Genomic DNA, 12461 nt, shown 5'->3' on the forward strand with positions numbered 1-12461 from the left:
CGGTGTGCAGGTGCTCACCGCGTGAGATTGCGTTATGGATGGTATTTTCCTGCAGCAACTGGTCAACGGCCTGACCCTCGGGTCGGTCTATGGCCTGATCGCCATCGGCTACACAATGGTCTATGGCATCATTGGCATGATCAACTTCGCCCACGGCGAGGTTTATATGATTTCCGCTTACCTCGCGGCGATCAGTCTGGCACTGCTGGCTTACTTCGGCATCGAATCCTTCCCGCTGCTCATTCTCGGTACTTTGATCTTCACCGTAGTCGTCACCGGCGTGTACGGTTGGGTGATTGAGCGTGTCGCCTACAAACCCCTGCGTAACTCCACCCGCCTGGCACCGCTGATCAGCGCCATCGGTATCTCGCTGATCCTGCAGAACTACGCGCAGATCGCCCAGGGCGCCAAGCAACAAGGCATTCCCACCCTGCTGGCCGGCGCCTGGCGCGTCGATATCGGCACCGGGTTCGTGCAACTGACCTACACCAAAGTGTTCATCCTCGTGGCGGCGTTCGCCGGCATGGCCTTGCTCACCTACATCATCAAATACACCAAGCTCGGCCGCATGTGCCGCGCCACCCAGCAAGACCGCAAGATGGCCTCGATCCTGGGCATCAACACCGACCGCGTGATCTCCTACGTGTTCGTCATCGGCGCAGCCATGGCTGCCCTGGCCGGCGTGCTGATCACCCTCAACTACGGCACCTTCGACTTCTATGCCGGCTTCATCATCGGCATCAAGGCGTTTACCGCGGCGGTCCTCGGCGGCATCGGCTCCCTGCCTGGGGCGATGCTGGGCGGGATCATCCTCGGTATCTCCGAGTCGCTGTTCTCGGGGTTGATCAACTCTGACTACAAAGACGTGTTCAGTTTCTCCCTGCTGGTGGTGATTCTGATTTTCCGTCCCCAGGGCCTGCTTGGTCGCCCACTTGTGGCGAAGGTGTAAACATGTCTGCTGCCAAATCCATTGATATCAAGAAAAGTGTGGTCGATACGGTCCTCGCGGGGCTGATTTCGCTGATCGTATTCGGCCCGATTGTCGGCGTGGTGCTCGACGGCTACAGCTTCAACCTGGAACCTGCGCGGGTTGCCGTGCTGGTCGCTATCGTGATGGCCGGGCGCTTTGCCTTGAGCCTGTTCCTGCAAACTTCCAAGGGCGTGAAGATCCTGCAGGGGTTCGAGAGCAGCGGCTCCGGCGTGCACGTGCTGCCACCGGACTACAAGTCGCGGCTGCGCTGGATTATCCCGGCGTTGATCGTGATCGCCATCGTGTTCCCGATCTTTGCCAACAAGTACCTGCTCACCGTGGTGATCCTGGGGCTGATCTACGTATTGCTCGGCCTGGGGCTGAACATCGTGGTGGGCCTGGCGGGCCTGCTCGACCTGGGTTACGTGGCGTTCTATGCCATCGGTGCCTACGGCCTGGCGCTGGGTTATCAATACCTGGGCCTGGGCTTCTGGACGGTGCTGCCACTGGCGGCCATCGCGGCGGCGTTGGCGGGGTGCATACTCGGCTTCCCGGTGCTGCGAATGCACGGTGACTACCTGGCCATCGTGACCCTGGGTTTTGGTGAAATCATTCGCCTGGTGCTCAACAACTGGCTGTCGTTCACCGGCGGCCCGAACGGGATGCCCGTGCCGTCACCGACCTTCCTGGGCCTGGAGTTCGGCAAGCGTGCGAAGGATGGCGGCATTCCGTTTCACGAGTTTTTCGGCATCGATTACAACCCCAACATCAAGTTCATGTTCATCTACATCGTGCTGTTTCTGGTGGTGCTGGCCGTGCTGTACATCAAGCATCGCCTGACGCGCATGCCGGTCGGTCGCGCCTGGGAAGCCCTGCGCGAAGATGAAATCGCCTGCCGTTCCATGGGCCTGAACCATGTGCTGGTCAAACTCTCGGCCTTCACCATCGGCGCGTCCACCGCCGGTTTGGCCGGGGTGTTCTTTGCCAGCTACCAGGGCTTCGTCAACCCATCGTCGTTTACCTTCTTCGAGTCGGCGTTGATCCTCGCCATCGTGGTGTTGGGCGGCATGGGCTCGACGGTCGGCGTGGTGATCGCAGCGTTCGTGTTGACCGTGGCGCCGGAACTGCTGCGTAGTTTTTCCGAGTACCGTGTGCTGCTGTTTGGGGTGTTGATGGTGGTGATGATGATCTGGCGACCGCGTGGCTTGATTCGTATCAGCCGTACCGGTGTGACGCCACGCAAGGGTGCCATAGCGAATAGGGAGCCGCGCCATGAGTAAGGAAGTCGTGCTGGTAGTCGAACACCTGATGATGCACTTCGGGGGCATCAAGGCCCTCAGTGATGTGAGCCTACAGGTCAAACGCAACTCGATCTTCGCCCTGATCGGCCCCAACGGCGCCGGCAAGACCACGGTGTTCAACTGCCTCACCGGCTTTTACAAAGCCAGTGGCGGCAAGATCGAGCTCAACGTGCGGGGCAAGCAAACCAACGTCATTCAGTTGCTGGGTGAGCGCTTTGAGGCCACCGACTTTGTCTCGCCCAAAAGCTTCCTCAGCCGCGTGTACTACAAGATGTTCGGCGGCACCCATCTGGTGAACCGTGCCGGCCTGGCGCGCACTTTCCAGAACATTCGCCTGTTCAAGGAAATGTCGGTGCTGGAAAACCTGCTGGTGGCCCAGCACATGTGGGTCAACCGCAACATGCTTGCCGGCATCCTCAATACCAAAGGCTACCGCAAGGCCGAAAGCGATGCGCTGGACTGCGCATTCTACTGGCTGGAAGTAGTCGACCTGGTGGACTGCGCCAACCGTCTGGCCGGCGAGCTCTCCTACGGCCAGCAGCGCCGCCTGGAAATCGCCCGCGCCATGTGCACGCGGCCGCAGATCATCTGCCTGGACGAACCGGCAGCGGGCCTCAATCCACAGGAAACCGAAGCCCTCAGCGCGATGATTCGCCTGCTGCGCGACGAACACGACCTTACGGTGGTGCTGATCGAACACGACATGGGCATGGTGATGAGTATTTCCGACCACATTGTGGTGCTGGACCACGGCAACGTGATCGCCGAAGGCGGCCCGGATGCGATCCGCAACGACCCGAAAGTGATCGCCGCCTACCTGGGCGCGGATGAAGAGGAGCTGGTATGAGTGCACCTATCCTCGAAATGAAGGACCTGGACGTGTTCTACGGCCCGATCCAGGCCCTGAAAAAAGTCTCGCTGCACATCAACGAAGGCGAAACCGTCAGCCTGATCGGCTCCAATGGCGCGGGTAAGTCCACGTTACTGATGTCGATCTTCGGTCAGCCTCGGGCCGAGTCGGGGCAGATCCTCTACAACGGCGTCGACATTACCCACAAATCGTCCCACTACATCGCTTCCAACGGCATTGCGCAGTCGCCGGAAGGGCGGCGGGTGTTCCCCGACATGACCGTCGAGGAAAACCTGCTGATGGGCACTATCCCCATTGGCGACAAGTTCGCCAGCGAGGACATGCAACGCATGTTCGAGCTGTTCCCCAGGCTCAAGGAGCGGCGCAACCAGCGGGCGATGACCATGTCCGGTGGTGAGCAACAAATGCTCGCCATCGCCCGTGCGCTGATGAGCCGGCCCAAGCTGTTGCTGCTCGATGAGCCAAGCCTGGGGTTGGCGCCGATTGTGGTGAAGCAGATCTTTTCCACCCTGCGCGAGCTGGCGTCCACCGGTATGACCATCTTCCTGGTGGAGCAGAACGCCAACCATGCGCTGCGCCTGTCGGACCGAGCGTATGTGATGGTCAATGGTGAGATTCGCCTGACCGGCACCGGCAAGGAGTTGCTGGTGAACGAGGACGTGCGCAACGCCTACCTGGGCGGCCACTGACCTAAGATCCAGGCGCATCAACCCTGTGGGAACCGGGCCTTATGTGGGAGCCGGGCTTGCCCGCGACAGCATCACCTCGGTTTAGCTGACATACCGAGGTGGCCGCATCGCAGGCAAGTTAGCTCCCACCCAAAGCCGGTTCCCACATTTGTTTTTGCGATGTCCACAAGCGCTCAACCAAATTGTGGAAAACAAATCCAGCCCACCTCAAAAGCGCGACATATAGTCGCCGCAAATCCCTGTTTTGTCACAGTTTTGACTTGTCCCCATCCACTGTGGAACCGGCTGTGGGTAACGTGGGAGTAGCTGGCTGAAAGCCTTTAACCACGTGGCTTGTAGCGTGTTGGTTGTTTTTCGATCAGTGTGTTTTTCGCGACCGTCTCAAGGGTTTGTCAACCTGTTTAAAGACACAGGTATATGAACGAAATAAGTCGTTCCGGCCTGTGGATAAGTCTGTGATTAAACTCTGGAAAGACGCGCGCAGGGGCCGCAATGACTGGCCTGGAGCCATCGTTGTGTTTTTCAGCATTTGTCGCCGGCTACATAGGCGCTTGCCCAGGTCAAGCAAAAAACTTTATAAAACCGCCTGCAACCCTTGTACACAGTGGCTTTGAGCCGTTTGCACTTGCCCCCAAAGACTGTGGGCGCAGTTGTGGATAACCTGCGCGCATATGGCTGCAAGCTACGGTTTATAAGGCTTTGCGTCGCTTGATTAAAAAGTGATCAGTCAAGTATGCGCGTGTGTGCACAGCGGTTGCCGCAAACGCGGCGTAAGGGCATTCTGCTGGCTGTTTTTTTCCCGATGCCCGCAAGGAGAACACCATGTCCGACACGCTGTTTATCACTGGCGCTACTTCAGGTTTCGGCGAAGCCTGTGCCCGTCGTTTTGCCGAGGCCGGCTGGAAACTGGTGCTCACCGGTCGTCGTGCCGAGCGCTTGAATGCCTTGGTCCAAGAGCTTTCCAAGCAGACCGAAGTGCATGGCCTGGTGGTGGATGTGCGCGACCGCAAAGGCATGGAGGAGGCCATCGCCAACCTGCCGCCGTCGTTCGCCACGCTGCGCGGCCTGATCAACAACGCCGGCCTGGCCGTGGGCACCGACCCTGCGCCCAAGTGCGACCTCGACGATTGGGAAACCATGGTCGATACCAACATCAAGGGCCTGCTGACCACCACCAACCTGCTGTTGCCGCGCCTGATTGCCCATGGCCGCGGGGCCGGGATCATCAACCTGGGCTCCATCGCCGGTAACTACCCGTACCCGGGCAGCCATGTGTATGGCGGTTCCAAGGCGTTCGTGAAGCAGTTTTCGTTGAACCTGCGCTGCGACCTGCAAGGCACCGGCGTGCGCGTGACCAATATCGAGCCGGGCTTGTGTGAAAGCGAGTTCTCCCTGGTGCGCTTCGGCGGTGACCAGGCGCGTTATGACGCCACCTACGCAGGTGCCGAGCCGATCCAGCCGCAGGACATTGCCGATACGATTTTCTGGGTGATGAACACCCCGGCGCACGTGAACATCAACCGCCTGGAGTTGATGCCGGTGAGCCAGACCTGGGCTGGGTTTGCGATTGAGCGTGGGGCCAAAGGCTAAGACCGCGTCGCTGCCATCGCAGGCAAGCCAGCTCCCACATTTGACGGTATTCACACATCCAAATGTGGGAGGCGGCTTGCCTGCGATGGCGGCAAATCGGCCAAAATGCGGCATAAGGTACACTGCCCGCCTGAAAACCCCACCGCACCCAGCGGTTTAAAGGTTTTGACAGGAGGCAATGTGAGTAACCGAGGTGAGCAGGCACTGCTCAAACAATCGACTATCCTGATGTTCGCAGTCGCGATCGCCGGGATTGTCACGGGTGTGATATCCGGCGCCCAATCCATTCTGTTCGACGGCTTTTTCTCGCTGATCGCCACCGCCATCAAGGTGCTGATGCTGATCACGGCCAAGCTGATCGCCAAGAAAAGCAACGAGCGTTTCCAGTTCGGCTATTGGCACCTGGAGCCAATGGTGCTGTTGATCGAAGGCAGTTTCCTGCTGCTGATCGCCATCTACGCGTTCCTCAATGGCGTGTTCGGCATTATCAATGGCGGGCGCGAAATCGAGTTGGGGCTGGTGATCATTTATGCGGCGGTGTTTACCGTCGTGGAGTTCGCCTACTTCTTCTATGTGCGCTACCGCAATCGCACACTCAAATCGTCATTGATCCAGTTCGACAACATCAGTTGGCTGGTGGACGCGATGCTGTCGGTGGGCTTGCTGATCAGCTTCCTGGCCGCACTGTTGCTCAAGTCCCAGGGCTATGGCGAGTGGGCGGTCTACGTGGACCCGTTGATTCTGATCCTGCTGGCCCTGAGCATGCTGGCGCCGGCATTCAAGATCCTGCGCCCGGCGCTGCGCGAAGTGTTGGGCATCGCGCCGGATCACTTGGACGACAAGGTTCGCGAAGTGATGGACGCGGCGCAGGCCAAGCATGGTTTCGACGACTATGTGTCCTATGTGCAGAAGCACGGGCGTGCGCGGTTTATCGAAATTCATGTGGTGCTGCCAGCGAATTACCCGGTGGATAACGTCGCGACTCTCGATGGGCTGCGGGAAGAGATATCCACAGGGCTTGGGGCGGCGGATGCGGCGCGGTGGTTGACGATCAGTTTTACCGGGGATCGCAAGTGGATTGCCTAAAGTCTGTTAGAGCGAGGTGAGGCTATCGCAGGCAAGCCAGCTCCCACATTTAAATGTGCGAACACTATCAACTGTGGGAGCTGGCTTGCCTGCGATGGGGCCCAGCAGGTCAGCCCAGATGTTGGACCAAGCCCTGATAGCAAGTCGCCAAATGATAGGGCGTAGTCGAAGGCATATCCCGTCGGCTCACCTTACCCTCGGCATCCAGGCATTCATGCCAACCCTTGGCATGCAAAAAGCGCTGTTGCAGCGCCTGCAACTGACGCTGCAGCACCGCTTCGCTGCCTGGCCGCAAGGTCAACGCCCGCAGGTACTCCGCCTGTGCCCAGATCCGTTGGGTACCGTCGCGCACCGTGCCATCCAGCGCAAGCATGCCGCTGACCGCCCCGCTTAACTTATCCACACCCTTTTGCTCGGCATAGGCAAATGCCCGTGTCAGCGAGCCATGCAGTGCGGTGCCGCGTAGCACAGCTGAAGACTCGAGCAAAAAGAACCATTCGAACTGGTGCCCCGGCTCAAACCAGTTATCCACAGCGCCCAAAGGTTTTTCCATCATCACGCCGTGCTCGCGGTCGATGAAACGTTGCTGCATGGCCGTCGCCAGTGCCAGCAGGGCCGCTTGTACCTGGGCGTCCTCACGCACCGCGAGGGTGGCCAGGAAACCTTCGGCCAGGTGCATCAACGGGTTTTGCAACGGGCCGGAGTCGAGCGAGGCCCAGTTGCGCTCCAGTACGGCCTCGTACAAGCCGTCACCGGTGGCAAAACGTTGGGCGACGACTTCCAGGGCAGCGTTGAGCACCGATTCCACCAACGGCTCACGCATCTTGGCCCAGTAATGGGCGCAGGCAAAAATAATGAAGGCGTGGGTGTAGAGGTCTTTGCGCTTGTCCAGCGGCTGGCCGGCAGGGTCGATGCTATAGAACCAGCCACCGTGTTCGGCATCATGGAAGTGCCGTTGCAGGGAGCGAAACAGCGCTGCCGCACGTTCTTCGGCGAAAGCCGCGCCGGGTTCGCCGATCAGGCTGGCGAACAGGTACAGCTGCCGGGCGCAGGCCATGGCGCGATAGCGCTGAGGGGGCAGTGGCTGGTGATCGGCATCCAGGGCCTCAAAGGGCAGTGCCAGGTCGGCATTCCAGCCCGGGCCTTGCCAGAGAGGCACGATCAGGTCATGGAAGTGCGTGAGCACAGGCGTAAGGGAAGAGGGGGAAGCGATGGGCATTGGCTGGCGTCGTCACGGCAGGGGTGTAGGCGCGCATGGTAGCAGGCTGATCGTTCCCACGCTCTGCGTGGGAATGCATTTTATGACGCTCTGCGTCATGCTTTGGGACGCAGAGCGTCCTCGGCTGCGTTCCCACGCGGAGCGTGGGAACGAGAGGCCCTCAGCAGTGCCGCAAATCAGCCCGCCAGCAACCACACCCCAGTCGCCGCCGAAGCCGCCCCGGCCACTCGCACCAAGGGTGCAGCAGCAGCTGGCAAAAAGCGCACGACTGCATAACCGGCTGCATGCAACGCCGCGGTCGCCCCCACAAACCCAGCGGCATACGCCCAAGGGCTGGTCATATCCGGCAGTTCCAGGCCATGGGCCACGCCATGAAACAGCGCAAACAACGCCGTGGCGCCCACGGCCACGAACAGCGGCGGCCGTACCGCCAATGCTACCGCCAGGCCCAAGGCCAGCACCGAAGCAGCAATCCCGCTTTCCAGCGCCGGCAGTTGCAGCCCTTCAAAACCCAGCACGCCGCCGATCAGCATGGTGCCGACAAAGGTGCATGGCAGCGCCCAGCGCGCGGCGCCTTTTTGTTGGGCCGCCCAGAGGCCTACCGCAATCATGGCCAGCAAGTGATCGAGGCCGCCCAGGGGATGGCTGATACCGGCCATCAGGCCATTGTCGCCATGGCCAGGATGGGCGAAGGCCAGGGCAGGCGCGAGCAGCAGCACGGCGGCGGCGAAAAGTCTGTTGAGTCTCATGGACAGGTTCCTTATGGGTTGATCAGGCGGCGGTCAGCAGGCCCTGGCGTTCGATGAAGGCGACGATGTCATCCAGGCCGACCCCGGTTTTCTGGTTGCTGAACACAAAGGGTTTGCCGTTGCGCATGCGTTGAGTGTCGCTGTTCATCAGGTCCAGCGACGCGCCGACCAGCGGGGCCAGGTCGATTTTGTTGATCACCAGCAGGTCGGATTTGCAAATGCCAGGCCCGCCCTTGCGCGGCAGCTTGTCGCCCGCAGACACATCGATCACATAGATGGTCAGGTCCGACAGTTCCGGGCTGAAGGTGGCCGACAGGTTGTCGCCGCCGGACTCCACCAGAATCAGGTCCAGGCCCGGAAAACGACGGTTGAGTTGGTCCACGGCCTCCAGGTTGATCGAGGCATCTTCGCGAATCGCCGTGTGTGGGCAGCCGCCGGTTTCCACGCCGATGATGCGCTCCGGCGCCAGGGCCTGGTTGCGCACCAGGAAGTCGGCATCTTCACGGGTATAGATGTCGTTGGTCACCACCGCCAGGTTGTAGCGATCGCGCAGCGCCAGGCACAGGGCCAGGGTCAGGGCGGTCTTGCCCGAGCCTACCGGGCCGCCGATACCGACGCGCAGGGGTTGTGTGTTCATGTGCTTCTCCAGAATCAGGAACGGAACAGGCGGCTGTACTGGCGCTCGTGGGCCATGCACGCCAGGGACAGGCCAAAAGCAGCGCTGCCCAAATGGTTAGGGTTAATGCGCTCGGCATCCTGCTGGGCTTGTTGCAGCAGCGGCAGCAGTTCACTGGTTAGACGCTGGGCGGCTTGCTGGCCCAGTGGAAGGGTTTTCATCAGCACGGCCAATTGGTTTTCCAGCCAGCTCCACAGCCAGGCGGCGAGGGCGTCGTCGGCGTTGATGTGCCAGGCGCGCGCGGCCAAGGCCCAGCCAAGGGCCAGGTGCGGTTCGTCGCGTTGAGCGAGAAAGTCACGGGCGCTGTCGTCCAGTTCCGGCAAGCCGTTGAGCAACTGTTGCAGGGAGTAGCCCATCTGGCGGCTTTCCTGATACAGCTCCCGGCTCTCACGGCTGGCGCGATGCTCGTCGCACCACTGCGCCAGTTGTGCCCAGTCCTGCTCGATGGCTGCGCGGCAATGGGCGAGCAACAGCGGCGCTTCGAAACGCGCCAGGTTGAGCAGCAACTGGTCACTGATCCAGCGTCGGGCGCTCGCGGCATCCTGCACGCGGCCGTTGTCCACCGCCATTTCCAGGCCCTGGGAATAGCTGTAGCCGCCAATCGGCAATTGCGGACTGGCCAGGCGTAGAAGCGCCCAGGCTGGGTTCATAGACGTACGCCGAACTGATGCAGCTTGGGGGCGTAGTTGAAGTCTTCATCCCCATGGCGCGAATGATGATGGCCGCCGCCATAGGCGCCGTGCTCGGGTTGAAACGGCGCTTCGATGGTCTGTGCATCGGCACCCAGCTGTTCAAGCATGGCCTTGAGCACGTAGTCATCGAGCAGGCGCAGCCAACCGTCACCGACTTGCAGGGCTACATGGCGGTTGCCTAGGTGATAGGCGGCGCGAGTCAACTCGAACGCGTTGCGGCAGGTGACATGCAGCAGTTGTTCAGGGCGGGCGCACACCCGTACGACGCGTCCGTCTTCTGCCTGTAGGAATTCACCATCATGCAAGGGCGGCTGGCCCCGCTCCAAAAACAGGCCGACGTCTTCACCGTCGGCACTGAAACAGCGCAGGCGGCTTTTGCTGCGGGCTTCGTAATTGAGCAGCAACTCGGCGGCCCAGAGGGCTTGGGGGGCGATTCGGCGATGTATCACCAGCATCAGAGAGCTTCCAGCTGTGAGCGATGAAAGACCTAGAGCAAGGGGCTTGCCAATCACGGGATTGAGTAGGAATTCCCTGTAGTCAGGCAGGCATGCTGCTCAATAGGGCGTCAGATAATTCAGTGTGTGAATCAATTTGGTGCGTGGCGAGGTTTATAGCACCGGCGAAGGGCGTTTTGCGTTGATGGAGGCGCTTGTCTTGATGAAATTTCTTTCATCTTTTTCTCTGTAGGCAGTTTTTAGGATTTGTCCTACGAATCATGAGGATTTGGAGTTCATGAGATTACCTGAGGGTTCTTTAGGCTATGCGCCCTGTTTAATACCACCGCGACGTTCATCATGCTTCGATCAATTTTCTGTATATGCCTGGTCAGCCTGACCTTCTTTATTTCATCGGCATCGGCCAATTTTCAGCCCCGCGCCAGCTTCGGCTCGTCGCTGCAAAGCCTCAAGCCGGCTTCCATCGACGACGTGATCGACCGCGCCCATGAGTTGCTCGGTACGCCCTACAAGTGGGGCGGCACCTCGGCGGAGCAGGGCTTCGATTGCAGCAGCTTCCTGGTTTACCTGTTCAAGACCCAGGCCAATATCCAGATACCGCGCACCACCACGGCCATGCACCGTTCATCGGCGGCGACCATCAAGCGCAATGCGTTGAAGCCTGGGGATGCGGTGTTTTTCAAAGGCAACGGGCGCGGCCAGGTCAGCCATGTCGGGCTTTACATTGGCCACGGCAAATTCATTCATTCGCCGCGCACCGGCAAAACCATTCGTATCGATTCATTGAGCAATAGCTACTGGAACAAGCACTACACCACCGCCAAACGGTTCCACACGGCGGGTTGATTGCTTTATTCGGTGCTGCCCAGCCCTTGCCAATGCTTGAGGCCGATAAAGATAAAGCGCAGTTGCTGGGTGATTTTCGCTTGGGGCGTAAGGTGGGCCGGCAGGGCGTGGGCCGGTGGGTCGATGATATCGGGCAGGGTGGCGAACACGCTCTTGACGATCAGGTCGGCCATCACATGCAAACCTTCGGCATCCAAGTGCTGGAGTTTGGGCATCAGCGTCAGGTCGGCGGCCAGGTCGCGGGTGATGTCTTCGCGCAGGGCGGCGATGGCTTGGCGCACGGCCAGGCAGCCGCCGTACTGTTCGCGAGCCAGGAACAGGAACTGAGAGCGGTTAGCCGAAACCACATCGAGAAAGATGCGCACCGAGGCATCAATGATGCCGCCCATCACGAATTCGTTGTGGCGCACCAGGCGGATCGTGGCGCGAAAGGTCTGGCCGACCTCGCTGACCAGTACCAGCCCCAACTGGTCCATATCGGCGAAATGGCGATAGAAACCGGTGGGCACGATACCCGCCGTCTTGGCCACTTCACGCAAGCTCAGGCTGCCAAACCCACGGCCACACTCCATCAGATGGCGGGCTGCGTCCATCAGGGCGAGGCGGGTCTGTTGCTTCTGTTCGGCGCGGGGCAGCATGAGCGGATGAGCTTTGTCGGCAAGTACAGCGACGCACTCTAGCAAAAGCGCTTTGCCGGCGTCGAACTTGGCAGGGGCGGGGCGTGACGCGGTCTATATAAAAGCAAAAGCCCGATCGGCAGATCGGGCTTTTTTCTGGGCCACCACAGGCTTAGCTCTGTGCTTGATGCAGTTCTTGCAGACGGTCGGCACCGCCTTCAGCAACGCCTTCGGTGTAGGCACGTTTGTTGGCTTGTTCAGCACCGCCTTCGACCAAACCTTTCTCTTGCAGACGGTTGTAGCCATTTTCAGCTACGGCGCCTTTGGCGTAATCACGGTTTTCGTCTTCTTGCGAACCGCTGCGAGCCACGGTTTGGCTGGTTTGCACGGCTTGGGCTTTGTTCTGTGGGGTGGCCTGTTCGGCAGCTGGCAGGGCAAAGGCGCTGGAAGCCAGGACAGATAACAGAACGGTAGCGAGTAATTGGCGTTTCATGATGGTTGCTCCTAGGGAGGGCGATAAAGTGGGTACAGGGCTAATGTTACCCTTGATAAGTCGATATAAAAGTTCATAAACACAATGGTAATAATCAACAGAATTGATTGTTCTCGCGGGAGGCTCTAGATCGAGCCTCTCAAGCCCGCGGCTTTGCACCGATGTGGGTATTTTCGACACGAACCTGGGTAACAATGGTGCGTCGTC

General features: G+C 59.9%; 14 protein-coding genes. 7 read left to right on the forward strand and 7 right to left on the reverse strand.

Annotated features, from left to right (window positions below; translation table 11 throughout):
* Positions 1–34 precede the first annotated feature (34 nt).
* The 6 genes from BT199_RS15335 (at position 35) to BT199_RS15360 (ending at position 6507) form a co-directional block, all read left to right on the forward strand.
* Positions 35–949, forward strand: coding sequence for an ABC transporter permease subunit (locus BT199_RS15335; RefSeq protein ID WP_003188099.1), 915 nt, complete (start codon positions 35–37; stop codon positions 947–949).
* Between the two features lie 2 nt (positions 950–951).
* Entirely contained in the window at positions 952–2250 is a 1299-nt protein-coding gene (gene livM, locus BT199_RS15340; RefSeq protein WP_038448664.1) for a high-affinity branched-chain amino acid ABC transporter permease LivM, read from the forward strand.
* Positions 2243–3118: an ABC transporter ATP-binding protein gene (locus tag BT199_RS15345; RefSeq protein ID WP_038448667.1), complete on the forward strand. Its 876-nt coding sequence runs from the start codon at positions 2243–2245 to the stop codon at positions 3116–3118. The genes livM and BT199_RS15345 overlap by 8 nt, the downstream gene beginning before the upstream one ends.
* Positions 3115–3831, forward strand: coding sequence for an ABC transporter ATP-binding protein (locus BT199_RS15350; protein WP_003188103.1), 717 nt, complete (start codon positions 3115–3117; stop codon positions 3829–3831). Before BT199_RS15345 ends, BT199_RS15350 begins: the two co-directional genes overlap by 4 nt.
* An 822-nt stretch (positions 3832–4653) precedes the next feature.
* A complete protein-coding gene (locus BT199_RS15355; RefSeq protein WP_014716689.1) occupies positions 4654–5421 on the forward strand; it encodes an SDR family oxidoreductase in 768 nt (255 codons plus the stop codon).
* Positions 5422–5601: 180 nt separating this feature from the next.
* Positions 5602–6507, forward strand: a complete 906-nt coding sequence (locus BT199_RS15360) for a cation diffusion facilitator family transporter (RefSeq protein WP_014716690.1) — start codon at positions 5602–5604, stop codon at positions 6505–6507.
* A 109-nt stretch (positions 6508–6616) separates the two neighbouring features.
* On the opposite strand, the gene BT199_RS15365 is transcribed toward BT199_RS15360, so the two are convergent.
* From BT199_RS15365 to ureE, 5 genes are all read right to left on the reverse strand, one after another.
* Entirely contained in the window at positions 6617–7726 is a 1110-nt protein-coding gene (locus BT199_RS15365) for an AGE family epimerase/isomerase (RefSeq protein ID WP_072434881.1), read from the reverse strand.
* A 176-nt stretch (positions 7727–7902) separates the two neighbouring features.
* Positions 7903–8475, reverse strand: coding sequence for a HupE/UreJ family protein (locus BT199_RS15370; protein ID WP_072434883.1), 573 nt, complete (start codon positions 8473–8475; stop codon positions 7903–7905).
* Between the two features lie 22 nt (positions 8476–8497).
* Positions 8498–9112: an urease accessory protein UreG gene (gene ureG, locus BT199_RS15375; RefSeq protein WP_014716693.1), complete on the reverse strand. Its 615-nt coding sequence runs from the start codon at positions 9110–9112 to the stop codon at positions 8498–8500.
* A gap of 14 nt (positions 9113–9126) precedes the next feature.
* Positions 9127–9801 carry an urease accessory protein UreF gene (locus tag BT199_RS15380; RefSeq protein WP_014716694.1) on the reverse strand — a complete coding sequence of 225 codons (675 nt, stop codon included), beginning with the start codon at positions 9799–9801 and terminating at the stop codon, positions 9127–9129.
* Entirely contained in the window at positions 9798–10298 is a 501-nt protein-coding gene (ureE, locus tag BT199_RS15385; protein WP_014716695.1) for an urease accessory protein UreE, read from the reverse strand. The genes BT199_RS15380 and ureE overlap by 4 nt, the downstream gene beginning before the upstream one ends.
* Before the next feature lie 339 nt (positions 10299–10637).
* Here ureE and BT199_RS15390 point away from each other — a divergent pair, with 339 nt between their 5' ends.
* Positions 10638–11144: a C40 family peptidase gene (locus BT199_RS15390; protein ID WP_014716696.1), complete on the forward strand. Its 507-nt coding sequence runs from the start codon at positions 10638–10640 to the stop codon at positions 11142–11144.
* A 5-nt stretch (positions 11145–11149) separates the two neighbouring features.
* Here the strand turns inward: BT199_RS15390 and BT199_RS15395 are convergent, their stop codons facing one another.
* Both BT199_RS15395 and BT199_RS15400 read right to left on the reverse strand, forming a co-directional pair.
* A complete protein-coding gene (locus BT199_RS15395) occupies positions 11150–11782 on the reverse strand; it encodes a TetR family transcriptional regulator (RefSeq protein ID WP_003188114.1) in 633 nt (210 codons plus the stop codon).
* Between the two features lie 151 nt (positions 11783–11933).
* Complete coding sequence (locus BT199_RS15400; protein ID WP_003188116.1) at positions 11934–12254, reverse strand: hypothetical protein; 321 nt, start codon at positions 12252–12254, stop codon at positions 11934–11936.
* Positions 12255–12461 lie beyond the last annotated feature (207 nt).

It is taken from the genome of Pseudomonas sp. NFR02 (assembly GCF_900119375.1).
GTDB classification, from domain to species: Bacteria; Pseudomonadota; Gammaproteobacteria; order Pseudomonadales; family Pseudomonadaceae; genus Aquipseudomonas; species Aquipseudomonas paracarnis.